Raw genomic sequence first — 24,750 nt, forward strand, 5'->3', positions numbered from 1 at the left:
AGTGGCGCAAGTGGCGCAAGCGGTGCAAGCGGCGCAAGCGGCGGGACCAGCGCCCGTCGTCGCACGCAATCGGCCAGTCGCGTTGAAACCATCACCGAACCCTCTTCTAGCGAACAGGACCCAGACCCATGACGATCCGCGCGCTGCACGTCGCAAGCGAGCTGTATCCCCTTCTCAAAACGGGCGGTCTCGCCGACGTCGTGGGCGCGCTGCCGCCCGCGCTGATCGAGCTGGGCGCCGACGTCCGCGTGCTGCTGCCGGGCTTTCCCGGCGTGCTCGCGGGGCTGGTGGACCTGCAGCCCGTCGCGCCCATCGGCGAGCGCTTCGGCGCATCGGACGCGATGCTGGAGCGCGGCACGCTGCCCGCCAACGGCCTCGTCATCTATGTGATCCGCGCGCAGACGCTCTACGATCGTCCCGGCAATCCCTATCTCGACGCCGAGCACGTGCCCTATGGCGACAACGCGCAGCGCTTCGCGATGCTTGGCTGGACGGCCGCGCAGCTCGCGCAGCACCTCGATCCCTCGTGGGCGCCGCAGATCGTCCACGCGCACGACTGGCACGCGGGCCTCGCGCCCGCCTATCTGAAAGCGGCCGGGCGCGAGCGCGGCAAGCCGCTCGCGCGCACCATCTTCACGGTCCACAATCTCGCGTACCAAGGGATTTTTCCCGCGCATCAGTTCGGCCAATTGGGACTGCCCGCCGACTTCTTCCATATGAGCGGCGTCGAATTCTACGGGCAGATGTCGTTTCTGAAGGCGGGCCTGTTCTACAGCGACCGCATCACGACGGTAAGCCCGACCTACGCGCGCGAAATTCAGACGCTCGCACAAGGCGGCGGGCTCGACGGGCTTTTGAGCCAGCGCGCGCACGATTTGTCGGGCATCCTGAACGGCGTCGACTACACGGTCTGGCAGCCGTCGACGGATCAACTGATCGCCGCCCGCTACACCGACACGCGCCTCGCCGGCAAGCGCGCATGCAAGACGGCGCTGCAGGAGCGCTTCCATCTCGCGCCGAAAGCCGATGCGCTGCTGTTCGGCGTCGTGAGCCGGCTGACGGAACAGAAAGGGCTCGACCTGCTGCTCGCGGCGCTGCCCGAAATCATCAAGCGCGGCGGCCAGCTGGTCGTGTTCGGCACGGGCGACCCCGCGCTCGAGAACGGCTTGCAGCGCGTCGCGCAGGCACATCCCGACAGCGTCGCCGTCGAGCTCGGCTTCGACGAGACGCTCGCCCATCAGATCGTCGCAGGCAGCGACGTGATCGCCGTGCCGTCGCGCTTCGAGCCGTGCGGCCTGACGCAGCTCTATGCGCTCGCGTACGGGTCGCTGCCGCTCGTGCACCGCGTGGGCGGACTCGCCGATACCGTCGTCGATGCGTCGCTCGAAAATATCGCCGACGATCGCGCGACGGGCTTCGTCTTCGAGCGCTTCGAGCCGGAGGCGCTGACGGCGGCGCTGCGCCGCGCCTTCGCGCTGTACGCGCGGCGCACCGACTGGAAAGCGGCGCAGCGCCGCGCGATGCGCCAGAACTTCGGCTGGGGCGCGTCGGCGGAACGCTATCTGGCGTTGTACCGCGAGCTGGTCTGAGCGCGCGGGCGGCGTCGGCATGATCGCGCGCAGGCGGACGCGGGCTCGTCCCGCGCATTGATGGTTCGGCGCAACACGGCGGGGCCGGATCGCTTCCGTCGCATGAAAACTCATGTATCTTGTGTTTGACAGCGCGTGACGCGCCTGCCGTCCTCGCGCCGTCCATTGGGCATCGACATAGTGCATGAGCAGCGCATGAGCGGTGCATGAACCGTTCAGACGTCGCCCGTGCACGGCGCATGCGCAATCGTCGCCAGGGTCCGTCAGCGGAACCGTCACGCGGCGCGTTGTACGGATAGCGTCGAGCGTCCGCTCGCGCATCCAATCCGCATTCATCCGGCGCCCTCTTCGCGCCCCATCGGTTCAACATGAAAAACGTTCTGAGCATTCAGTCACATGTCGTGTTCGGGCACGCGGGCAACAGTGCCTCGGTATTTCCGATGCGCCGTCTCGGCGTGAACGTGTGGCCGCTCAACACGGTGCAGTTCTCGAACCATACGCAGTACGGACATTGGGAAGGCAGCGCGATCGACGCATCGCAGATGCTGGCGCTCGTCGAAGGCATCGGCGCGATCGGCGTGCTGCCGCGCTGCGACGCCGTGCTGTCGGGCTATCTCGGCACGCCCGAGCAGGCGCAGTCGGTGATCGAAATCGTGCGCGCCGTGAAGGCGGCGAATCCGCACGCGCGCTACTTTTGCGACCCCGCGATGGGCACGGCGACGGGCTGCCGCGTCGAGCCCGGCATCCAGGCGTTTCTCGTCAAGACGATGCCTGAAGTCTCGGACGTGATGTGCCCGAACCACAGCGAACTGCAACGGCTCGTGGGCCGCGAGATCGAAACCGTGGAGGAAGCCGTCGCCGCATGCCGCGAACTGATGGAGCGCGGGCCGAAGACGGTGCTCGTCAAGCATCTGCTCGATCGCAACAGCCCCGCGGACCGCTTCAACATGCTCGTCGTCACCGAGCGCGAAGCGTGGATGGGCCAGCGCCCGCTCTATCCGTTCGCGCGGCAGCCGATGGGCGTCGGCGATCTGACGAGCGCGGTGTTCGTCGCGCGCACGCTGCTGGGCGACTCGGTGCGCGGCGCGTTCGAGCATACGATGGCCGCCGTCAACGCCGTCGTGCGCGCGACATGGGATGCGGGACGGTACGAACTCGAGATCATCGCCGCGCAGGACGATATTGCGCGGCCGCGCGAGTGGTTCGATGCATGGGGCGTCGAGTCGACATAGCGTGTGGTGCCGGACCTGCGACGCCCTTCTGTCAGCCTGACGTCCTATAATGCGTGCCGCGCGATTCAGCGCGGCATTTTTTTTGGCATTGGCAGACGAGGTATCGATGGACGGGACGATCCGCAGCGAACGTGAAGAGCAGTTTGAAGAGCTATGCATCAGCGTCGACGCAGACGAGACGCATGAGCAGGAAGCGATCGAATTCTTCGAAGCGCAATTCGGCGAAGCGGATTTCGACGCCGCGCAATGGCTCGATATCGCGCTTTATTATTCGCCCGCTGTCGCGCGTGGCATCGTCGACATGGTCACGCCCGACGACAAGGCACGCAGCAACATCGCCGAAGTGATCGGCGACAACCTCGACATCTCGTACAGCGAAGAGGAATGCCAGCAGTTCGCGCAGACGATTCACTTCGCGCTCGCGAACGGCGTCCCCGTCGATCTCGACGTCGTGCTCGACGGCTGCCAGCGCGCGATCGACGACCTCGACACGTGGGCCGAAGACGACGTGAAGGAACCGCTCCTGCGTCTGCGCGAAGAACTGCTGCGCATGCAGGGCGAGCAGTAGAACAGATCCGGCGACACGCTTGGGCCCCGCGACGCGGGCGCTGCGCGATCGCCGTTCGAAAGATACCGCGAGGCGCGGCCCGCGTCGAACGCCGCGCGTCGCGCGCGCCTGCAACCCTCCCCACTGCGCCGCAAACCTCACGCCTTCCCCCGCCCGCGTGCGCGAGCCGCACGCGCCGCCTGTGCTGAAATGCGCATCCAACACGCCGCGAACTGCCAAGACGAACGCATATTGGCTTTCTATATTCGCGCCACGGATCGGTTGCAGCACGCGGGTTGCGCGATGTTCGCGGTCCGTCGGCGGCCGACGCGCAGTCGCAACGGCTTTGGTGTTTTCCTGCATTGCCGAGCGCATGGCATCGTCCGTAATCTCGTCCCTGTTTTTGTCTGTGGATTGTCTGCGTTTGAACTGATCCGAACTGATTCGCACTGAAGGAGACCTGTCGACACACACTGCATCGCGCAATCCGACCGGCCGCGCCTTGCGTCCTTCGACGCGCGGCGCCCGCTGCAAGCCGGCTGTTTTCCCCATCCCTGTCTGCCGATGTAAGGAGAAACCATGAGCTTTTGCAAGACGCTGAAACCGTTTGCCGTGATGCTCGGCACCGCATTGTCCATCGCGCCTCTCGCCAGTTACGCCGCCGACGAAGTGCCTGTGAAAATCGGCTTTGCCGCGCCGATGACGGGCGCCAACGCGGGCTACGGCAAGGACCTGCAGAATGGCGTGCGGCTCGCCATCGAGGAAGCCAACGCCCAGAAGATCAAGATCGGCGACAAGGTCGCGCGCTTCGAACTCGTCTCCGAGGACGACCAGGCCGACCCGCGCATCGGCGTGCAGGCCGCGCAGAAACTGGTGGACCAAAGCGTGTCGGGGATCGTCGGCCACTTCAATTCGGGCACGACGATTCCCGCTTCGCAGATCTATGAGCAGGCGGGCATTCCGATGATCGACCCGGCCGCGACGAATCCGACGATCACGAACCGCGGCTTCGCGAACACGTTCATGGTGATTTCCACCGACGCGCAAAATGCCGGCAACGCGGGCACCTACGCCGTGCAGGTGACCAAGGCCAAGCGCATTGCGATCATCGACGACCGCACGGCATTCGGCCAGGGCGAAGCGGACGAGTTCGAGAAGGCGGTCAAGGCGGCGGGTGGCAACATCGTCGCGCGCGAGTTCACCAGCAACACGGCCGTCGACTTCAGCACGCAGCTCACGAAGATCAAGTCGACCAACGCGGACCTGATCTTCTTCGGCGGGCTCGACACGCAAGCCGCCGCGATCGCGAAGAAGATGAAGCAGCTCGGCATGACAGCGCAGCTTTTGGGCGGCGGCGGCGTCGAAGATCCGGAATTCATCAAGCTTGCGGGCGACGCGGCCGAAGGCGCGATGGCCTGGGAATATGGCCGTCCCCTCGCGCAGTTGCCAGGCGGCAAGGACTTCTCGACGAAGTTCAAGAAGCGCTTTGGTGATGACATTCTGTCGTATGCGCCGTTTGGTTACGACGCAGCATGGGCTGTCATCAAGGCGATGCAGACGGCGAAGTCGTCGGACCCGAACGCGTATCGTCCCGCGTTGAAGAGCATCAGCTTCGAAGGGGTGACGGGGACGATTTCGTTCGATAGCACGGGGGCGTTGAAGAGCGCGGCTTCGACGCTGTATCAGGTGAAGAACGGGGTGTGGGTGCCTGTCGTCACGAAGAGTGGTGTTTAGTCGCTCGCCCGGTTGGTCTTTGTTGTTGTCTGCGACGGGTTTTGGTGTGGTTCGTCTTGCCCGTCGCGGGCATCCGCCATTGCGGTTTGTTTTGCCCTTTGCGCGGGCATCCGATGCGGTTTGTTTTGCCACTGTCGCTGGCGTCCGCGATTGCGGTTTGTTTTGCCGCTGTCGCTGGCATCCGCGATGCGCCTCGCGGCGCAGGCGTTGCCCCTGTGCGGGGCGGCACCTACTTCCTTTGCCGCGGCAAAGAAAGTAGGCAAAGAAAGCCGCTCACCCCGCCAATGCTTGTTTTACCCACGGGCCCTTCACGTCCCCGCGCTTCGCATGGCAATGCGCTGTCCGATGTCCGTTGCCAGCGCACCGACTGGCGCCTCAACCGCTTCGTGCACCTACGTTGCAAACCACGCCCTCGATTATCCAGCCAGTGCGGCAAACCTATGTAGGCATTCGCGCCATCAGAACACCTTCGCTGCGCGACGTGCATCCCCAGTTCGTGCGCTGCCCTGTGAGGCGCGACACCCGACATAGGTTTGCCGCAAAAGAACCCTGAAACTCAGGCACGGGTGGCCACCGTGCGATCGCATGAAGCGGGTGAGGCGTTCAATCAGTGCATTGGCAACGGGCAAGGTCAGCACTTAGCCGTGCGAAGTACGGGGGCGTCGAGAGCCCGTGGATAAACGTCAAGTATTGGCGGTGTGAGCGGCTTTCTTTGCCGCGGCAAAGAAAGTAGGTGCCGCCCCGCACAGGGGCAACGCCTGCGCCGCGAGGCGCGTCGCGGATGCCAGCGATAGTGGCAAAGCAAATCGCACCGCGGATGCCAGCGCAAAAGCAAAAACAAAATCGCATCGCGAATGCCAGCGATAGTGGCAAAAACAAACCGCATCAAGAATGCCCCGCAGCCCGAACCACCACCTGCGACAACGCATCGCGCTCAATCCTCACCAGCGAAGCGCGCATCGCGGCAAACTCATCCGGGCTACACACCTGTTGCCCGAACTTCGCGGAGAGCCGCCGGGTAATCTGCAACGTGCGAGACGCAGCATCAAACACATACCGCGCTTCATAATCGAAATAACGGTCGCGTACGGCCGTGTCCTGAGGCAGATCGGCCACACGCACCGTGTCGGGCAACGTAATCTGCGCGGTCTCATCGAAATCCCCTCCGATACACACCCACGGCTGCGTCCGCTCCGGTTCCGCGAGCCATGCCTGCACCTGCGTCGCGATGCCGCCCGACAGGCTCGTCAACGCCGGCAACGCGGTCGTGCCATCGGGCCACGTGAAATGCTCAAGCGAGCCCTGCATCGTCAGCGCGAACGGCCCGTTGGTCGTCGTCACATCGCCGGGCTGCAGGCGCGCGATGCCGTGCAATCCCGTCTGCCGCAGCCGGTCGGCGGCGATCTGCTGCCAGCGCTGGCGCGTCGCGCGGCGAAACGTATTGCGCTCGAGTTCGGCCGCCACGCCGATATCTTCGACACGATAGGTGAACGCAGCCGTCCCCGTCCCGTCGATGTCGATCTCGAGCCGCGCGTTGCGGCTGCGCTCCTGCGTCGCCGGCGTGCGTGCGAGCACGCCGTCGTCGACGAGCAGCACGGGCCGGTCCATCGCGCCCGGCGGCAGATAGCCAAAGCCGATGCCGCCCGCTGTCGTGTCCGCGAAGAGCCGCAGCGACGCAATCCACGTGATCGCATGATTGATCGCGCTCGCGCCGTACCCGGGCACATCGGGCAGCGTATAGATAGGTCCGAGGTTCAGCAGCACGGCCTGGCTGTCGATGCCCACGGCCGCCAGCATCGCGCCATACAGCGCGACGTGGTCCTTGCAGTCGCCATAACGGTTGCGCAGAATATCGCTCGCCTTGTGCGGCACGGCCGCCGTCTCGCCCAGAAAGAGCGCGACATAGCGAATGTTCAGGCGCACCCAGTCGTAGAGAATCTGCGCCTTCGCGCGCGGGTCGTCGGTCTGCGCGGTCAGCGCCTGCGCGAGCTGCGCGATGGCGAGGTCGCGCCACGTGGGGTCCAGCGCCGCCGCACGATAGCGACCGGCGAACGACGCGAAGTCGCGCGTCGTCGATACCATCAGCCGGTCGCCCCAGCTCACGTAACCGACCGCGCCCGACTCGATGGGCGCATACGGCCCATGCCGGTATTCGAATGTGTAGCGGGTGCGGCCGTTCTCCGTCACGGGCGGCAACCCGACATAGCCGCGCGCGTCGGCGTAAAGCGGCACGTCGGCGGGCAGATCGAAGATCAGTTGCTGCATGTCGACGGGCCCGCGTGTCGGCTCCACGAAATAGGCGAACGTGGCCGCCTGCAGCGGCACCGCGCGCGTCTTGCGGAACGCGAGATGCACGCGCGACCCCGGCTCGACGCCCGGAAAGATCACCGTGCGCAGCACGCCGTCCTGGAAGGTCGGCGCGCCCGCGGAGCGCGGCTCCTGCACGTCCCGGATGCCATCGGGGCCGACGGCATGCGCGACGCCCTCGCGATCGATCGTCTCGGCCGCGAGCAGTTGCACCTGCTCGATGTCCTTGTTGAACCACACGTAGCGCTGCGCAATCTCGTCGACGCCACTCGTCGTGTTCGCGCGCAGGACGGTATCGTCGTGCTCCTCGACGGAGCCGTCCTTCTGCACGACAAAGAGATGCACGTCGCGCTCGATCGTCGAAGGCGGCACGTCGTCCTGCGCAACGCGCTGCTGGGCCTGCGCGCAAGACGCGCCGTACGCGCAGACGACCAACGGCAACAGCGCCGCCGCGCGCAGCCGGTGCGCGCGGCGGCTCATGCCTTCGTGGCCTCGCGGCGGCAGGCGAAGCCGTCCGCGCGCGTATCGAAGCGCAGGCACCGCATGCGCCACGCGCGCGGGCTCATGCCGAACTCGGCGCGGAACGCATGATTGAAATTGGACACATCGTTGAAGCCGCTATCGAAGGCGATATCGACGATCTTCGCGTCCTCGTCGGCAAGACGCAGCGCCGCATGACGCAGGCGCGCGCGCAGCACGTATTGATGCGGCGTGACGCCCGTCACACGCTCGAACGTGCGCAGAAAATAGAAGTCGGACAGTGCGCACATCTGCGCGAGACCGGCGAGCGTATGCCGCGCATCGGGCGCTTCGTCGATCAGGCGCGCGATCTGCGTGACGCGCGACCATGCCGAGGCGCTTGTCTCGGGGGCATGGCGCTTTGCATCGGCTCGCGTCGATTGCAGCGTGGCTTCGGCGAGATCGACGGCGAGCTCGTTCCATGCGTCGAACGGGGCGGCATCCGTCGCGCCCGCGCATGCCTTCGCGATCAGGCCGGAAAACGCACGCAACGGCGGCACGCGTCCATGCGCGAACGTGGCGTCGTGGCGCGAAAAGCCGGCATCGGCGGCGAGGCGCTCGAAATACGCGGGCTGATAGTGGAACGACACGCAGCGGTCGCCCGGCGCATGACGATGTCCGCATTCGAAGCACTCGCCGGCATTGCCGAGCAGCAGCGAGCCAGGCGTGAGCAGCTCGCGCCCCGTGCGCGACCGGTAACCGAACGCGCCCGCCACCACCATCGCGATGCAGACGCCCGCGTGCCGCTCCTCGTAGGGCCGGTCGCACGGACCGAGCGTGCACAGCACGTCCGTGACCGCCCAGCCCTCGCCCGCCGCAAGCGTGCGCATCTGCGTGCCGCCGCGCGCGCCGTGCACGTCGCGCCGTTGCAGCGCGGCTTCGAGATCGACGGCAATTTTTCCCAAGATGTCACCTCGCGGGGTCCGTATGCTGGTTTTATCACATCGGCGGGCAGCGGGCACAGGCGCCTTCGCCGCCCCTTTTCAGAGAAACGAACGGACGGAGCAACACGCGATGAATGCACTGGACCACGCTCTCGCTTCAGGATTTCACACGGCACTCGGCGCGCCCGGCCGCGCCGCCGACATCGATGCCGCCGATGACCTGTACGGCTGGCTCGTCGGCAGTTGGGACATGGACGTGCTGCACTATCGCACCGACGTGCGCGGGCGGCATCTGACGGGCGAGATCCACGTCGGCTGGGCGCTCGAAGGGCGCGCGGTGCAGGACGTGTGGATCATGCCGCGCCGCGAGGACCGCGCCGCGCGGCGCGAACCCGGCCTCGACATGTACGGCACGACGCTGCGCGTCTGGGATGCGTCGATCGGGGCCTGGCGCGTCACCTATATCAACCCCGCGAACGGCCAGCGCGACGAGTTGATCGGCAGGCGAGCCGGCCGCGATATCGTGCAGATCGGCACGCATGCGAACGGCACGCCGATCCGCTGGAACTTCACCGAGATCACGGACGATTCGTTCCACTGGACGGGCGTCGCGCTCGCTGCGGACGGTGTCACATGGACGCTCGAAGGCGAATTCGCCGCGCGGCGCAGACGCGGCTAGCGCCCTTCGGCGCGATCGGGCTGGCGCTGCCGCAACTCCGCGCCCTCGTCCTTCGACAGCTTCACGAAGAAGAATAGCGAGCACAGCACCGCCGCGCCGACGACGAAAAACGCGGGCGAGAAATCGCGCGCGCTGAGATGCGCGGCGCTGCCGCCATGCAGATGCGCGGTGAGCGCGAGCAGCGACGCACCGAATGCGACGCCGAGGCTCACCGACAATTGCTGCGCCATCCCCGAAAGCGCGGTCGCGCGGCTCATTTTCGGCTTCGGCATGTCGGAGTAGCCGAGCGTGTTGAGCGTGACCATCGCGAGCGAGTTGAACAGGCCGCCCACCAGCAGCACGCAGAAGATCAGCAGATGCGGCGTGCTGGGCCGAAAGAGCCCATAGCACGCGTAGAAACAGCCCGTCATGCAGGTCGCGGCGATCAGCAGCGTGCGAAAGCCGATGCGGCGGATCGCGGTGCTCATCACGCCGCGCACGGCGAGCGAGCCCACGGCCGTCGCGACGCTCAGCGAACCCGACGTGAGGGGTGACAGGCCGAAGCCCAGTTGCAGCATCAACGGCATCAGAAACGGCGACGCGCCGATGCCGATGCGCAGCGGCATTCCGCCAAGCACGGCCGTCCGGTACGCCTTATATCGCAGCAGCAACGGATCGATGATCGCGTCGGCGTGGCGGCGGCTATAGAGCCAGTACAGCAGCATCGACAACGCGCCCGTGCCCGTGAACGCGAGCGTGACCCACTGCGGCACGAGCCCGCGGCCCGCCGTATCGAGCCCGCCGACGAGGCCCACGAGCCCCGTCGACAGCAGGATGAAGCCGGGCACGTCGAAGCGCTCGTCGATGCGCTCGTGCGTGTCCTCGACGAAGGCCCGCGCGCACAGCACGCCGACCACGCCGAACGGCACGTTCAGCAGAAAGATCCAGCGCCATGACGTGATCGTCACCACCAGCCCGCCGAGCAGCGGCCCCGCGAGGCGCCCCACGGCGCCCGGCACCGTGAACCACACCATCGCCGCAACCATCTGCGCGGGCGGGACGCTGCGCAACAGGATCAGGCGGCCGACGGGCACCATCATCGCGCCGCCCATGCCTTGCAGCACGCGGAACACGACAAGCTGCGGCAGCGACGCGGCAAGGCCGCACAGTGCGGACGCGAGCGAAAAGAGCCCGATCGCCGAGCAGAACACGCGGCGCGCGCCAAAACGGTCGGCGAGCCAGCCGCTCGCGGGCAGGAACACCGCAAGGCTGAGCAGATAGGAGGTGATCGCGAGATTCAGGTGCAGCGCCTCGACGCCGAGCGAACGCGCAATGGACGGCAGCGCGGTCGCCATGATCGACGTATCGAGGTTCTGCAGGAATAGCGGACAGGCAACGATCAGCGGAATGATGCGGGCGCGGTCGGTCATCCTTTTCTTTTACCGTAAAACGGCCGCCGATGGCGAGTTCCGCCGTGCGTCCGTTGTTACGGCATGTTGCGCGCGCTACCATTCGCCGACGCGCGGCGCTGACGTCGCGTCAGCGGTCCTGCAACGCGCGCCGCAGCGAGAGCGCGATGCCGCACGCCGCCAGCGTCACCTCTTCCAGCGAAGGATACGACGGCGCGATGCGCAGATGCGCGTCGTCGGCGTCGCGTCCATACGGATGCGCTGCGCCTGCCGGTGTCAGCACGAGCCCCGCCTCGGCCGCGAGCGCGACCGTGCGTTTCGCGCAGCCCCTAGGCGCATACAGGCTGATGAAATAGCCGCCTTCCGGACGGTTCCATGAAACGCCCGGCACATCGCCGAGCAGCGTTTCGAACGTGGCGATCACCGCGTCGAACTTCGGCCGCAGCAGCACGCGATGCTTCGCCATCAGGCGTTCGAGACCTTCGCGGTCGCGCAGATAGCGCACGTGCCGCAACTGGTTCAGCTTGTCCGGGCCGATCGTGCGCACGTTCATGTGCTTTTGCCACCAGCCGACATTGCGCCGCGACGACGCGAGAAACGCGATGCCGCCGCCCGCCACCGTCACTTTCGACAGCGATGCGAACACCAGCGCGCGATCGGCATGCCCAGCCCGTTCGCAAAGCTCGATGATGTTGGGCGTCGTGTGCCGCGTGTCCGTCAGATGATGGAAACGGTATGCGTCGTCCCAGAAGAGCCGGAAGTCGGCCGCGGCAGCCGCAAGCGCGGCGAGACGCCCGATCGTCGCCTGCGACCAGATCGCGCCGCTCGGGTTGCTGTAGAGCGGCATGCACCAGATGCCCTTGACGGACGCATCGCGCTTCACGAGCGCTTCGACCACGTCCATGTCGGGGCCGTCCTGCCTCATCGGCACGGGGATCATGCGGATGCCGAGCGCCTCGCAGATTGCGAAGTGGCGGTCGTAACCCGGCACGGGGCAAAGCAACGCGACCTCGCCCTGCCGGACCCACGGCGCGTGGTCCGGCACGCCATGGAGCATCGCGAAGACGAGCGCATCGTGCATCAGTTCGAGACTCGAGTTGCCCGCCGCGACGACGTGCGCGGCGTCGGCGTCCAGCAGTTGCGCGCCGAACTCGCGCGCCTCGGGCAGGCCGAGCACATGACCATAGTTACGGCAGTCGATGCCGTCGCGCGACATGAAGCCGGCCGTTCCCGCCTCATCGAGCAACGCGCGCGAAAGATCGAGCTGTTCGGGCGATGGCTTGCCGCGCGACATGTCGAGCCGCATGTCGAGGCGCTTGAATTCTTCGTAGGTGGCGGGCGTGGTCATGGTCTTCGTGATCTTCGAATGGACGCGGGCTGTCGCGGGCGAAACCAGTATGCCCCCCGACAACACTTCAGACAAACGCGTTATATTGAACATTTCGATCAATATTCCTGATACGTCCACCAGGGGATGAAAGCGCATGAAAGCCCTCGACCTCGATGTGCTGGCCATGTTCGTCGCGATCGCCGACGCGGGGAGCTTCGTGCGCGGCGCGACGCTCGTGCATCGCTCGCAGTCCGCGCTGAGCATGCAGATCCGCTCGCTCGAAGCCGCGCTCGGCAAGCCTCTGTTCGTGCGCGGACCACGCAGCGTGACGCTGACGCAGGACGGCCATACCCTGCTCGCCTACGCCCGCCGGATGCTTTCGTTGCGCGACGAAGCATGGGCGTCGCTCGTGCATCCCGAAGTGAAGGGCCGCGTCGCGATCGGCGTGCCGGATGACTATGCGTCGTCGCTGCTGCCTTCCGTGCTGCGCAATTTTTCGGCGACTTATCCGAAGGTCGAGATCCAGGTGGTCAGCCTGCCGAGCAACGCGCTCGCGCCGCTCCTGAAGGACAACAAGATCGACCTCGCGTGCGTGACGCGGGTCAAGGGGTTGCCGGGCGAATTCATCCGCTTCGAGCCGATGGTGTGGGCAGGCACGTCGACGCCGGGCCGTGACGTGTGGAAGGAACGCCCGCTGCCCATCGCGCTCTTCGGTGCGGGCAGCGTCGCGCGCACGAACGCGATTCAGGCGCTGGAGCGCGCGAAGATCGCGTATCGCACATCGTATGAAAGCCCGAGTCTGATGGGTCTCTTCAGCATGGTCGATGCGGGGCTCGCGGTCGCGCCGCTCGCGCGCTGCGCGGTGCCCGAGCGGTTCGTCACGCTCGGACGGCAGCATGGGCTGCCGAAGCTGCCCGAGCTCGAAATCATCCTTGCGCGCAGCGCGCGCTCGAACCGCCCGCCTTGCGACTATCTCGCCGACCAGATATTGAGCGAGTTGCGTGATTGAGCACGACGCAAAGCCGTCACGTGTCGCGTCGGATCTCCGACACCGTTTGCCGCCGCGCCGCGCGACAGGCATCGCTGCGCACGCCCGGCCGCACGGCGCGCGGATCAGCGAGCAACGGCTCATACCGCATGCACAACGCAGCCTTGCGCAACAGTCCAGCGAAACGCTCGTGCAATGGGTTCGGTTCGAAGCCGGATTTGATGAAAGCTGGACTGTGCACGAGAGCCATCGTCTGAAGTCATGCAAAGGCGTGGCGAGGGACCGCCATAGGCTGCGCGCCGATCATGTGAATGCGCGTGAAGCGATCTGCGCCGAACATCGACGACGCCAAATGATGTTTGCTCTCCTACCCATCTTCACTGCTTGATGCGTCGCCCGGCCTTGCACCGCCGCTGAGCGGCTGATGAATATCAATGCGCGCCGGCGGGACAGTCGCGAGAATCCCTCCATCGACTGTCTCACAGTCGATGGCCGGCCACGCTGCACTCATCAGCGCGCCTGGTCTGTTTACGGTTCCGCGGGCCCCCGACTGCGGAACCGTTTTTTTGAGCCGCACGACGCTGGGCGCGCAGCGCGCCGAGCCTTACGCCCGCGAGCCCTTTCAGTGCAACGCGCCGGACGCTCGTCAAGGCGCGCCCCGGTGGTTCGCGAGCGTGACGAACGAAGCGAACTGCTTCTCGCAATAGTCGAGATAGGCTCTCACGAGGCTCGACGGATGACGATGCGACGGATATACGAGACTGATGTATTGCAACGGCATGGCCAGCTCGGGAAAGAGAACGCGCAGCTTGTCGTTGCGGATCGCGTCCGCGGCGAGAAACGGCGGCAGTTCGGCGACGACTTCACCACGCAGCGCACGCACGCGCAAATGAAGGTAGTCGTTCGTGGCGACCCGCACGCCGTCGCGCACCGGCTGCTCACCGAGGCGCCAGCTGCTCTCGTCGTCCGGCCGATCCGACCAGACCGCGCAGGGACAGGTGCGCAGCGCGTCGGGCGAACGGATGTCGAGTCGCTCGACGAACGCCGGGCTCGCCACCAGCACATGCCGGTAACCGACGAGGCGGCGCGCAACCATGCGGTCGTCGACGATCCGGCCAAGCTGCAGCGCGACGTCGATGCCTTCGTGCCGCAGATCGACGTTGCGCTCGCTCGTATACACGCACAGCTTGATCTGCGGATAGCGCTCCTGGAAGCCGCCGAGCATGTCCCACCATGGCTCGAACGACAGTGGCAACGATATCCTTAGCACGCCCGCGTATTGGGCCTGGCCCGATCTCAGCACGTCTTCGGCCTTGAGCAGCGCGTCGATGCCGAAGCCCGTCGTTTCGAAGAACTGCATGCCGGCGCGCGTGAGGGTCACGCCCCGCGTGCCGCGTTCGGTCAACTGGACACGCAGATCGCGCTCGAGTTGCCGGATACGCCGGCTCAAGGTCGGCAACGGCACTTTGAGGCGCACGGCGGCCGCCGAAAGACTGCCTGTTTGCACGGCTGCCACGAACATACGAGTCGCGTTGAGATCCATAATCCAGTGATCCATCTCAAAAATGAAAGACCAATTTTCATCGCTCTTGATTTCTTAGTTTTCCTACTGGACGTATGATTTTTTTAACAAGAGTTCTTAGGCGTCGTCCGATTTTGCGGCGCGGCAACCGATCCAGACGCCGGTCAACGACGACACTTTAAGGCGACAACCTTTCGCGAACGTCTCATACCGCCAACGATGACGTCATGCAAGGTTGACGCTGCCTCGCAACGGAGTGCCCATTGGACCGCGTGAAATTCGACGACGAGGTGCTGACGAGGCTGCTCGCGTTTCCCGCCGTATCGCAGTTGATCTCCCGATCGCCGCCACGGCGGAACTCGCGTGCGCGAATCGGCGCCCCCAAGGTCACAACGCTTGCTTCGCTGCTCTCCGATGGCTGGCATGTCGGCTACCCCAACCGACGACGCCACCACGATTGCCCGCTCGCGTGCGAAACCCAGTCAGGCAATTTGCAATGAGTCGAGGCCGCAGCTATCGAGGGAACACCCTCCGTTTCGAGGGGGATCGCGCGGCAGCGCAAGAAGGACTTGTCAATGACGCATGACAACGGACGCATCGGCAAGCGGGTTGTCGGACAGCACACGTGAGAATGCATCTCAATGAAGAACGGAGCAGAAACATGAACACCGTCGCGTCTACGGCCACCGTTCGCGTGTGCCCAGCGCTGATCGCATTGATCACGCTGACCGCATTCATGGCGGGCGTGCTCGCGCACGCATCGACGGCTGGGCTCGCGCTGCCTTCGACGCTCGTCATCGCAGGCTGCGCGATGCTCGCGTGTCTCGCTGTCTGCGTCGCCGAGTCTTATCGGCGCGACGGGATCGCCCGCGCGTCGCGCATGGGCCCGCTGACGCACGCGCACAGCATCGCCGCATCGCTTGACACGGGCGGCGACGCGGCGTCGCGCCACGTCGATGAAGCGCGGCTCAACGCGATCATTCGTTCGTCGCGCGAAGCGATCATCACGATCGACGCGGCCCAGCGTATCGTCCTCATGAACCCAACGGCGGAGGACCTGTTCGGCTGCGACGCGGCGCAGGCGCTCGGCGCCCCCCCTTTCGCGCTTCATTCCCGAACGGTTTCAGGCGGCGCACGCACAGCATGTCGAGCGGTTCGGCTCGACGCACGCGCCCGACCGGCTAATGGGCAACCAGCGCGTGCTCTACGCACTGCGCGCCGATGGCCGCGAGATTCCGATCGAAGCATCGATATCACAGAGCCGCGACGGCGACGAAACGCTCTACACCGTGATGCTGCGCGACGTCACGGAGCGCGTGCGGGCCGAACAGGCGCTTCGACAGTCGCGCGAGGACCTGCGCGAACTGTCGGCGGACCTGCAGCAGCTGAGAGAAGAAGAGAAAGCGCAGATCGCGCGCGATCTGCACGACGACTTCGGGCAATCGCTGACCGCGTTGAAGATGGATCTCTCGCTGATCGAGCACACGCTCGCGCGCCATGCGATCGACCACCCCGACGTGCGCGAGCGGCTGCGCGCGATGGCGCGGCTGATCGACGCGACGGTCGCGTCGGTGCGGCGCATCGCGGCGAACCTGCGGCCCGCGATGCTCGACGATCTCGGCCTCATCGCCGCGATCGACTGGCTCGCCGACGACTTTTCCCAACGTTATGCGATCCCCGTCGAGCGGGTCTTCGACGTCGGCTCGACTGACTTTTCGCATGACGCGGCAACAACCCTCTTCCGCATCGTCCAGGAAGCGCTGACGAACGTGGCGAGACACGCGCAGGCCACGCGCGTCACGCTCGCGCTGCGCGTCGCGGGCAACGACTGCACGCTCGACATCGTCGACGACGGGCGCGGCCCGCCGCCCGGCAAGTCCTCGCGCGGCACGCATGCGGGCAAGCACTTCGGGCTCCTCGGCATCCGCGAGCGCGCGCACATGCTGGGCGGCACGATATCGATAGGTGAAGCGCTCAAGGGCTTCAGCATTTCGATCATGTTCCCCGTGAACGCATTGCAACCCAAAGAGACGCATTCATGATCCGTATCCTGCTTGCCGACGATCACGCGCTGATACGCGCGGGTCTTCGCCATATCCTAAACGAGTCGGCCGATGTCGAAGTCGTCGGCGAAGCCGCCGATGCCGCGGGCACGATCGCGCTCGTACGCACGATCGACGCGCGCATCCTGATCCTCGATCTGTCGATGCCCGGCCGCAACGGTGTCGAACTGATCGGCCAGATCAAGGAGATCAACCCCGGCATCCAGATTCTCGTACTGACGATTCATAGTGAGCATCAGTACGCGGTGCGCGCGTTCAAGGCGGGCGCCTCCGGCTATCTGACGAAGGAGAGCGCGAGCGCCGAGCTCGCGTGCGCGCTGACGAAGATCGCGAGCGGCGGCCTCTACATGAGCGTCGCGATGGCCGGGCGCTTCGCGCGCCATCTGCACGAGCCGCTCGACACACTGCCTCATCAGCGTCTGAGCAACCGCGAATTCGACGTGTTCCGGCGCATCACGGCGGGCGCGACGATCGGCGAGATCGCGACGCAGCTATGCGTGAGCACGAAGACCATCAGCACCTATAAGGCGCGCGTGCTCGAAAAGATGCAGCTGCCGCACGGCGCGGCGCTGATCCGCTACGCGATGCGCCACAAACTGTTCGACGATCAGGAGGAGCCATGAGCATGTCCGCACGGTAGGGCGCGCCCTACCGCCCCTCCGTTTCGCTGACTGCAATTTCATTCACCGCCGATTCGATTTTGAGACTGTGCCAACGATACTGTCAGCCGCGCAAGCGCGTGCGTGCCGATGCAGCCAGGACCGCGAAAGCCGGACGCGACAACCTCATCGCGTGTGCTCAACGCCCACACGAGCCATCCCATCAAGGAAAGCATCATGTTACTTCGCGAAGCGCCGACGACTTCATCCTCTGCCTTCACGCAGGCATCCGACATTGGGCGCAGATTGCAAACGGACATCTCGATGCGTTCGCTGTCGCACTGCTCGCAATGCGCGACCCAAGCGCTCTGCAATCCCGCCGACCTCAGCGCCGAAGAACTCGCACGGGTTGATTCGCTCGTCTCCGAGGTGCGCACGGTGCAGCGCGGCGCGAGCCTCTTTCGCGCGAACGATTCGTTCAGCAACGTCCATATCGTGCGCAGCGGCTCGTTTAAAACGGTCGTGATGCATCGCGACGGCCGCGAGCAGGTGACGGGATTCCAGATTCCGGGCGAAATGCTGGGGCTCGACGGCATCGTGCACGGGCAGCATCTGTGTGGCGCGATGGCGCTCGAACGCAGCACCGTCTGCGTGATTCCGTTCGAACCGCTCGAAGACCTGTGCCGCGCGATCAAGCCGATGCAGCAGCACCTGCACAAGCTCATGAGCCGGGAGATCGTGCGCGAGTCGAACATGATCATGCTGCTCGGCACGATGCGCGCCGACCAGCGGGTCGCCGCGTTCCTGCTGAATCTGGCCGGGCGTTACGGCTCGCGCGGCTACTCCGACACCGAGTTCGTCATGCGCATGACGCGCGGCGAGATCGGCAGCTATCTCGGCATCACGCTCGAAACGGCAAGCCGCATGTTCTCGAAGCTGCAACAGGAAAGGCTCGTGCATGCGCGCGGCAAGCAGGTCCGCATTCTCGACAGCGACGGCCTCGCGCGCCTCTGATGCGCCATTCCATAAGGCCGCTGCGCGGCGCGCTCAGCCGTCGTCGCCGAGCTGCACGAGCAGCGCGTGCAGCCGCGCCGTATGACGCAGCAGCATGGTCCGATGCTTGTCGATCTGTTCGAGGCGGCCGGCAAGATCGGCGTGAACCGGGTCGTCGAGATCGCCCGCCGACAGCACGTCTTCGACCTTCGCGCGCACCGACGCGAACTCGACGGGCGGATGCGTCAGCGAGCGTTCGAAGCGCCGCACTTCCTGCATGGCCAGATCGCGCACTTTGCGGAAATACGCCTGGCGCCGGTGCTGCTCGGCGTCCTGGAGGTCGTCTTCGGGACGGCGCTGCGGCTGCTGGCCGAAGATCGGCTCCGGCGGGCGCAGCACCGATTTCTTGCGTACCGGGTGAGCGGTCCCGCGAAAGCGCGCGAGCGGCGCTTCATTGTCGATCGCTTCGCGCGCGTTGGCGGGCACGTCGCCCCCCTCGTGCGGCGCGTCCATCCAGCCCGCGGGCAGCCCTGTCACTGCTTCGACGCCGCGCACGAATTCTTCGCTGAAGTCGCGCTGGCCGGCGAGCATCAGCTTCAAGTACGACGCGGAGAACGTCATCATCCGCGCAAGACGCGTCGCCGCGCCGACCTCCCGCGTGAGCAAGGCCAGATTGGCCCGCCAGATGGGAAGCTGGGAATCGTCGGAATATTCCATCGCTGGGTCTTCGTTCGTCAGTCTTGCACTATCGCTGGCACAGGCGGATGCGTCGCTGCGCGACGCGTTGCAGGAGGCCCGGGCCGCCGCAAGGCGCGTGCCGATGCGCCGCGTCCGACAAAGATAGACGCATCGCCACGCCGCGCGCAACCGGATTCGCAGGGACGCTGCTGCGCGCGGGCAACAGCGGCGAGCCGTCGCGCGCGCGGTGCATGCGCAAGCCGCTTGCGCAATGGCCGCTCACTGAGGAATGGACCGAGGCACGCGCGCGGCGTTCCGCGGCGGCGGGGCGGCCGGACGGATTGCGCGATCGGGCAGATTGCGAAGAAAGAAGCGAGGCATCCGGACGGACGCCTCGATGGTGCGGCATGCGCTCGCGCGGCCCGCTTTCACGCGCCGCGCGCGTTCAGGCCGCCGCGACGCGTTCGAGCGCCGTCTTCACGAGCGTTTCGAGCAGCGGCTCCACCTTTGCGGCGAGCGCTTCGTCGTACGCATACGGCATCTGCTCCTGCATGTAGGTGATCTGCGACAGTTCAAGCTGGATCGCATGCACGTTCTGCGCAGGCTGCCCGTAATGGCGCGTGATATAGCCGCCCTTGAAGCGCCCGTTCGCGACGGCCGTGTAGCCGCCGTGATCTTCGACGATCTTCGCCAGCGCCTCGGCTAGTCCTTGCACCGCGCTCGCGCCGTTCGACGTGCCCAGGTTGAAGTCGGGCAGGCGTCCCTCGAAGAAACGCGGCACGTGCGAGCGGATCGAATGCGCTTCCCATAGCAGCACCTTGCCGTGCCGTGCCTTCAACGCCGCCAGCTCGCCCTGCAACGCTTCGTGATACGGCTTCCAGTATGCGTCGCGGCGGCGTACGGTTTCGGCGTCGCCCGGCAGCTGGCCGTCGCGGTACAGCGGCTCCTTGTCGAAGGTGTCGACGGGCAGCAGCCCCGTCGTGTCCTGACCCGGATAGAGATTCGCGCCATCGGGCGGACGGTTCAGGTCGATCACGTAGCGCGCGTACGTCGGCGCGAGAATCGACGCGCCCATGCGTTTCGCAAACGCATACAAACGGTCGAGATGCCAGTCGCAATCGTCGGTGCGCGCGGCGACGGGCGTCATCGTCGCGGCGATGTCGTCAGGAATGCGCGTGCCCAGATGCGGGATCGAGATCAGAAGCGGCAGGCTTCCCCGATGCAGCGAGAAGACGGGCAAGGTTGAGGTGGCAGTCATGTCGTCAGTGCTTCTCAAAGTGGTTTGACGCGGGCGGACCGCTTCACTTCAGCAGCTCCGCCAGCGCGGCGCGATAGTGCGCGTACGCGCGTGCCTCATCGCGATGGATGCGATTGTCGACGACCTTCGCGCCGCCCGTGTACACATCGCGGATGGGGGTTTCGCCATGTTCGCAGAACACGACGCCCGACAGCCACGCATCGCTCGCATGCTCCGCGATGCTCGCATGGTGCGCGTCGAGCGCGATGAAATCGGCGCGCGCGCCCGCCCGCAATGCGCCGACCGCGCGGCCCGTCGCGAGCGCGCCGCCTTCCAGCGACGCCGCGAACAGCCGGTCCGCGACGCGCGGCATGTCCGCCGAGGCGAGCACGTTGCGCTGGCGCCTCGACAGGCGTTGACCGTATTCGAGCAGCCGCAGTTCCGCGCGCCAGTCGACGCCGATGTGACTGTCGCTGCCGACGCCGATGCGCCCTTTCGCGTCGAGATAATCGTGCGCGGGGAAGATGCCGTCGCCGAGATTGGCCTCCGTCGTCAGGCACAGCCCCGCGACGGCCCCGCTCTTCGCCAGCGCCAGCGTCTCGTGCGCGTCGATATGCGTCGCATGCACGAGACACCAGCGGGCATCGACGTCGAAGCGATCGAGCAGCCATTGCACGGGTCGCGCGCCTTCCGTTTCGACGCAGGCGTCCACTTCCGCCGTCTGCTCGGCGATATGGATGTGCACGGGCGCACCCGGCGACATCGCATCGAGCCCGTTCAGCAGCGCGCGCAGCGAATCGTTCGATACCGCGCGCAGCGAATGCGGCGCGACGCCATAACGCAATCCGCCATGTTCGGGGCGCGCGCGACGCAGCGTGTCGAGCAACGCAAGCAGGCTATCCGGCGTGTTGATGAAGCGGCGCTGATCGTCGCGCGGCGGCTGTGCGCCGAAGCCCGCGTATTGATAGAGCACGGGCAGCATCGTGATGCCGATGCCGCTTTCGCCCGCCGCATCGACCACGCGCTGCGCGAGTTCCGCCTCGTTCGCATAGCGGCTGCCGTCCTGCATGTGATGCACGTAATGGAACTCGCAGACGGACGTGTAGCCCGCCTTCAGCATTTCGATGTACAGCCATTGCGCGATCGCGGCGAGGCCTTCCGGCGTGATGCGGGCGGCGAAGCGATACATCAGGTCGCGCCAGCTCCAGAAGTTGTCGGTGGCGCCTGCGCCCGATGCGGCGCGATATTCGGTGAGGCCCGCCATCGCGCGCTGAAACGCGTGCGAATGAAGATTCGGCATGCCGGGCAGAAGCGGGCCACTGGCTTTCGCGACGCCTGCTGGCGCTTGCGCGTCGGGACTGACGGCAACCAGCGTGCCGTGCGCGTCCCATTGCAGCAGCACGTCGCGGCGCCAGCCCTCAGGCAGGAACGCATGAGCGGCAAAGAGCGACGAATGAGGCAATGAATTGGCTTGAGTCATATTGGGTTTGCGTTGGCTTTGCTCGCGCTGTCGGTCTATCCCGCTCAGCCGCGTCGCGTATACACCGTCTCGCCGCCGCGCACGACGCGCTCGCACAGCGGACGCCCGATCCAGTAAGCGAGTTCCGCGAGCGACTGAACCGACCACACGGCGAAGTCGGCGGCGCGTCCCACGGCCAGCGCGCCATGCGTATCCGCTTTGCCGAGCGCCTCGGCCGCGTGGCGCGTCACGCCTTGCAGCACTTCGGGCACGGTCATCCGGAAGAGCGTCGTCGCCATGTTCATCATCAGCGGCAGCGAGGTCGCGGGCGAGGTGCCCGGATTGCTGTCGGTCGAAATGGCGATGGGCACTTCGTAGCGGCGCAGCAGATCGAGCGGCGGCAGTTGCGTTTCGCGGATGAAGTAGAACGCGCCCGGCAGCAGCACGGCCACCATGCGCGCTTCCTTCATCGCGGCGACGCCTGCTTCGTCGAGAAATTCGAGGTGATCCGCCGACAGCGCGCGATGCCGCGCGGCGAGCGCCGTACCGCCGCTGTTCGACAGTTGCTCCGCGTGCATCTTGACGGGCAGCCCGCGGCGCGCGGCGGCATTGAACACACGCTCGCTCTGCTCGAGCGAAAAGCCGATGCGCTCGCAGAACACATCGACGGCATCGACGAGCCCTTCGTCGGCGAGCGCGGGCAGCATGCGCTCGCACACTTCATCGATGTAGTCGTCGGCGCGGCCCGCGAATTCCGGCGGCAACGCATGCGCGCCGAGAAACGTCGTGTAGACCGTCACCGGGTAGCGCTCGCCCAGTTGCCGCGCGACGCGCAGCATCTTGCGCTCGCTTTGCAGATCGAGCCCGTAGCCGGATTTGATTTCGATGGCCGTCACGCCTTCGGCGAGCATCGGTTCGAGCCGCGCAGCCGATTGCGTGAACAGTGACGCTTCGTCGGCGGCACGCGTGGCGCGCACCGTCGACACGATGCCGCCGCCCTGCTTCGCGATTGCTTCGTAGCTGACGCCCGCGAGGCGCTGCGCGAATTCGTCGGCGCGCTGGCCGCCGTAGACGAGATGCGTATGGCAATCGACGAGCCCCGGCGTCACCCAGGCGCCGCCGAGGTCTTCGCGCGGCCACGCCGCGTACTGCAAAGGCAGGTCGCGCGCGGCGCCCAGCCACGCGATGCGGCCGTCTTCGACCGCGATCGCGGCGTCATCGGTCGTTTGGTTCGGATCGCCCTGCGCGCAGAGCTTCAGATGATTCCAGACGGTTTGCTTCATGGCGAATGTTCGTTGAAGGCTGTCTGTCGAATGCAGGCCGATGCGTTCAGGCCTGCGTATAACGGATGCTGACCGCGAGCAGCGCGCCCTGCCCTTCGACTTCGCATGACAGCGCGCGTGCATGGTCGATGCGCAAGGTGTCGCTGGCCGCGAGCGTGGCCGCCCGCTGCCCGCCGAGCGTGACGTCGAGCGAACCTTGCGCGCAGAACAGCAGCACCACGTCGGCATCGAGTTGCGCGCGCGCCGCGTTGCGCCAGATCCCGACGTCGCCCGTTGCCGCGCCACGCCGCACCATCAGGTTGAAGTCGCGCGTCGCGCCGTCGACGAGGCGCGCGTCGATCGCCGTCTCGCCTTCAAAGCGCGCGACATCGAGCGGCTCGCGCAGCGCATGCGTGACGGCATCGGCGCCCGTTTCGTCGAGCAGCATGCCCGCGCCCGACAGCAGCACGAGCGTCCGGTCGATGCCCGCGAAGCGCGAGAACGGACCGGCCACTGCCACATCGGCGACGCTCACGCGCCACACGAACGCATCGAGCCCCGCGCCGACGGGAAACGCGGCGACTTCGCGCGTGACGCCGCCGCCGTTTTTCCACGGCGACGCCACGAGATCCGCACCGCGAATCAGCGACACGGCCGCTGCGGACGATGACGTCGCGCTCACGTTAGCGGCCCAGCATCGGCAGCTTGAGGCCGGCTTCGCGCGCCGTCGACTGCGCGAGCTCGTAGCCGGCGTCCGCGTGACGCATCACGCCCGTCGCGGGATCGTTGAACAGCACGCGGCCGAGGCGCTCATGCGCGGCGTCCGAGCCATCGGCGACGATCACGACACCCGAGTGCTGCGAGAAGCCCATGCCGACGCCGCCGCCATGATGCAGCGACACCCATGATGCGCCGCCTGCCGTGTTCAGCAGCGCGTTGAGCAGCGGCCAGTCGCTGACGGCATCCGAGCCGTCCTTCATCGATTCCGTTTCGCGATTCGGGCTCGCGACGGAACCCGTATCGAGGTGATCGCGGCCGATCACGATGGGCGCCTTCAGTTCGCCCTTCCTGACCATTTCGTTGAACGCCTGGCCCAGACGATAGCGATCCTTCACGCCGACCCAGCAGATGCGCGCCGGCAAGCCCTGGAACGCGATGCGCTCGCGCGCCATGTCGAGCCAGTTGTGCAGGTGCGCATCGTCGGGGATCAGTTCCTTGACCTTCGCGTCCGTCTTGTAGATGTCCTCGGGGTCTCCCGACAGCGCGACCCAGCGGAACGGCCCCTTGCCTTCGCAGAAGAGCGGCCGGATATACGCGGGCACGAAGCCGGGGAAATCGAACGCGTTCTGCACGCCCATTTCCAAAGCCATCTGACGGATGTTGTTGCCGTAGTCGAGCGTCGCCGCGCCGCGCTCCTGCAGCGTGAGCATCGCTTGCACCTGCTTGGCCATCGACTGCTTCGCGGGCGTCACGATGCTCTGCGGGTCCGTCTTCTGACGCTCGCGCCAGTCTTCCATCGTCCAGCCTTGCGGCAGATAGCCGTGAATCGGATCGTGCGCGCTCGTCTGGTCGGTCACGCAGTCGGGCGTGATGTTGCGCGCAACCAGTTCAGCGAACACGTCGGCGGCATTGCCGAGCAGGCCGACGGAAACGGGATTGCCCGTCTTCTTTGCTTCGTCGATCATCGCGAGCGCTTCGTCGAGCGTCTTCGCCTTTTTATCGACGTAGCGCGTCTTCAGG

Annotated in this window: 22 protein-coding genes and 1 pseudogene; 11 read left to right on the plus strand and 12 right to left on the minus strand. The window is 66.1% G+C overall.

Annotation, left to right across the window (positions count from 1 at the left end; all coding sequences use genetic code 11):
* The first annotated feature begins 128 nt into the window (after nucleotides 1-128).
* The 4 genes from glgA to J8I87_RS36845 all read left to right on the plus strand — a co-directional run bounded on the left by glgA (nucleotide 129) and on the right by J8I87_RS36845 (nucleotide 5,102).
* Nucleotides 129-1,589, plus strand: a complete 1,461-nt coding sequence (gene glgA / locus J8I87_RS36830) for a glycogen synthase GlgA (protein ID WP_209937270.1) — start codon at nucleotides 129-131, stop codon at nucleotides 1,587-1,589.
* A 368-nt stretch (nucleotides 1,590-1,957) separates the two neighbouring features.
* Entirely contained in the window at nucleotides 1,958-2,821 is an 864-nt protein-coding gene (gene pdxY / locus J8I87_RS36835) for a pyridoxal kinase PdxY (RefSeq protein WP_209937271.1), read from the plus strand.
* Nucleotides 2,822-2,927: 106 nt separating this feature from the next.
* Entirely contained in the window at nucleotides 2,928-3,389 is a 462-nt protein-coding gene (locus J8I87_RS36840) for a hypothetical protein (protein ID WP_209937272.1), read from the plus strand.
* A gap of 558 nt (nucleotides 3,390-3,947) precedes the next feature.
* On the plus strand, nucleotides 3,948-5,102 hold the full coding sequence (locus tag J8I87_RS36845; RefSeq protein ID WP_209937274.1) for a branched-chain amino acid ABC transporter substrate-binding protein: 1,155 nt from the start codon (nucleotides 3,948-3,950) through the stop codon (nucleotides 5,100-5,102).
* Between the two features lie 885 nt (nucleotides 5,103-5,987).
* On the opposite strand, the gene J8I87_RS36850 is transcribed toward J8I87_RS36845, so the two are convergent.
* Complete coding sequence (locus J8I87_RS36850; protein ID WP_209937275.1) at nucleotides 5,988-7,889, minus strand: DUF3857 domain-containing transglutaminase family protein; 1,902 nt, start codon at nucleotides 7,887-7,889, stop codon at nucleotides 5,988-5,990.
* Nucleotides 7,886-8,833: a helix-turn-helix transcriptional regulator gene (locus J8I87_RS36855; RefSeq protein ID WP_245254421.1), complete on the minus strand. Its 948-nt coding sequence runs from the start codon at nucleotides 8,831-8,833 to the stop codon at nucleotides 7,886-7,888. The genes J8I87_RS36850 and J8I87_RS36855 overlap by 4 nt, the downstream gene beginning before the upstream one ends.
* Nucleotides 8,834-8,942: 109 nt before the next feature.
* On the opposite strand from J8I87_RS36855, the gene J8I87_RS36860 reads away from it, so the two are divergent.
* A complete protein-coding gene (locus J8I87_RS36860; RefSeq protein ID WP_209937276.1) occupies nucleotides 8,943-9,491 on the plus strand; it encodes a hypothetical protein in 549 nt (182 codons plus the stop codon).
* Here J8I87_RS36860 and J8I87_RS36865 read toward each other — a convergent pair.
* Both J8I87_RS36865 and J8I87_RS36870 read right to left on the minus strand, forming a co-directional pair.
* The gene (locus tag J8I87_RS36865) at nucleotides 9,488-10,900 is read right to left on the minus strand and encodes a DHA2 family efflux MFS transporter permease subunit (RefSeq protein WP_209937277.1); all 1,413 of its coding nucleotides are present in this window, start codon (nucleotides 10,898-10,900) and stop codon (nucleotides 9,488-9,490) included. The genes J8I87_RS36860 and J8I87_RS36865 overlap by 4 nt on opposite strands.
* A 109-nt stretch (nucleotides 10,901-11,009) precedes the next feature.
* Nucleotides 11,010-12,227 (minus strand): aminotransferase class I/II-fold pyridoxal phosphate-dependent enzyme, encoded by a 1,218-nt coding sequence (locus tag J8I87_RS36870; RefSeq protein ID WP_209937292.1) that lies wholly within the window; start codon nucleotides 12,225-12,227, stop codon nucleotides 11,010-11,012.
* Nucleotides 12,228-12,363: 136 nt separating this feature from the next.
* Here J8I87_RS36870 and J8I87_RS36875 point away from each other — a divergent pair, with 136 nt between their 5' ends.
* Nucleotides 12,364-13,218, plus strand: coding sequence for a LysR substrate-binding domain-containing protein (locus J8I87_RS36875; protein WP_209937278.1), 855 nt, complete (start codon nucleotides 12,364-12,366; stop codon nucleotides 13,216-13,218).
* A gap of 16 nt (nucleotides 13,219-13,234) precedes the next feature.
* On the opposite strand, the gene J8I87_RS36880 is transcribed toward J8I87_RS36875, so the two are convergent.
* Nucleotides 13,235-13,438: a hypothetical protein gene (locus J8I87_RS36880; RefSeq protein ID WP_209937279.1), complete on the minus strand. Its 204-nt coding sequence runs from the start codon at nucleotides 13,436-13,438 to the stop codon at nucleotides 13,235-13,237.
* 405 nt (nucleotides 13,439-13,843) lie between these two features.
* The gene (locus J8I87_RS36885) at nucleotides 13,844-14,755 is read right to left on the minus strand and encodes a LysR family transcriptional regulator (protein ID WP_409518867.1); all 912 of its coding nucleotides are present in this window, start codon (nucleotides 14,753-14,755) and stop codon (nucleotides 13,844-13,846) included.
* A gap of 227 nt (nucleotides 14,756-14,982) precedes the next feature.
* Between J8I87_RS36885 and J8I87_RS36890 the strand changes: the two genes are divergently transcribed.
* From J8I87_RS36890 to fnr, 5 genes and pseudogenes are all read left to right on the plus strand, one after another.
* The gene (locus J8I87_RS36890) at nucleotides 14,983-15,219 is read left to right on the plus strand and encodes a hypothetical protein (protein ID WP_209937282.1); all 237 of its coding nucleotides are present in this window, start codon (nucleotides 14,983-14,985) and stop codon (nucleotides 15,217-15,219) included.
* A gap of 380 nt (nucleotides 15,220-15,599) precedes the next feature.
* Nucleotides 15,600-15,815, plus strand: a pseudogene (locus tag J8I87_RS46480) (PAS domain S-box protein); the annotation flags it as partial.
* An 88-nt stretch (nucleotides 15,816-15,903) separates the two neighbouring features.
* On the plus strand, nucleotides 15,904-16,761 hold the full coding sequence (locus tag J8I87_RS45830) for a histidine kinase (RefSeq protein WP_409518868.1): 858 nt from the start codon (nucleotides 15,904-15,906) through the stop codon (nucleotides 16,759-16,761).
* The gene (locus tag J8I87_RS36900) at nucleotides 16,758-17,405 is read left to right on the plus strand and encodes a response regulator transcription factor (protein WP_209937283.1); all 648 of its coding nucleotides are present in this window, start codon (nucleotides 16,758-16,760) and stop codon (nucleotides 17,403-17,405) included. Before J8I87_RS45830 ends, J8I87_RS36900 begins: the two co-directional genes overlap by 4 nt.
* 213 nt (nucleotides 17,406-17,618) lie before the next feature.
* Nucleotides 17,619-18,395: a fumarate/nitrate reduction transcriptional regulator Fnr gene (gene fnr, locus J8I87_RS36905; protein ID WP_209937284.1), complete on the plus strand. Its 777-nt coding sequence runs from the start codon at nucleotides 17,619-17,621 to the stop codon at nucleotides 18,393-18,395.
* Between the two features lie 33 nt (nucleotides 18,396-18,428).
* Here fnr and J8I87_RS36910 read toward each other — a convergent pair whose 3' ends face one another.
* The 6 genes from J8I87_RS36910 to hutU all read right to left on the minus strand — a co-directional run.
* Nucleotides 18,429-19,091 carry a hypothetical protein gene (locus J8I87_RS36910; RefSeq protein WP_209937285.1) on the minus strand — a complete coding sequence of 221 codons (663 nt, stop codon included), beginning with the start codon at nucleotides 19,089-19,091 and terminating at the stop codon, nucleotides 18,429-18,431.
* A gap of 406 nt (nucleotides 19,092-19,497) precedes the next feature.
* A complete protein-coding gene (gene hutG, locus J8I87_RS36915) occupies nucleotides 19,498-20,310 on the minus strand; it encodes an N-formylglutamate deformylase (RefSeq protein WP_209937286.1) in 813 nt (270 codons plus the stop codon).
* Nucleotides 20,311-20,353: 43 nt separating this feature from the next.
* Nucleotides 20,354-21,769 (minus strand): formimidoylglutamate deiminase, encoded by a 1,416-nt coding sequence (locus tag J8I87_RS36920; protein ID WP_209937288.1) that lies wholly within the window; start codon nucleotides 21,767-21,769, stop codon nucleotides 20,354-20,356.
* Nucleotides 21,770-21,813: 44 nt separating this feature from the next.
* Complete coding sequence (gene hutI, locus J8I87_RS36925) at nucleotides 21,814-23,031, minus strand: imidazolonepropionase (protein ID WP_209937289.1); 1,218 nt, start codon at nucleotides 23,029-23,031, stop codon at nucleotides 21,814-21,816.
* Between the two features lie 46 nt (nucleotides 23,032-23,077).
* Nucleotides 23,078-23,692 (minus strand): HutD family protein, encoded by a 615-nt coding sequence (locus J8I87_RS36930; RefSeq protein WP_209937290.1) that lies wholly within the window; start codon nucleotides 23,690-23,692, stop codon nucleotides 23,078-23,080.
* A 1-nt stretch (nucleotide 23,693) separates the two neighbouring features.
* The coding region (hutU, locus tag J8I87_RS36935; RefSeq protein WP_209937291.1) for a urocanate hydratase at nucleotides 23,694-24,750 on the minus strand (1,057 nt) is incomplete at its 5' end.

The sequence above is a fragment of the Paraburkholderia sp. LEh10 genome (assembly GCF_017814945.1).
Taxonomy (GTDB): Bacteria; Pseudomonadota; Gammaproteobacteria; order Burkholderiales; family Burkholderiaceae; genus Paraburkholderia.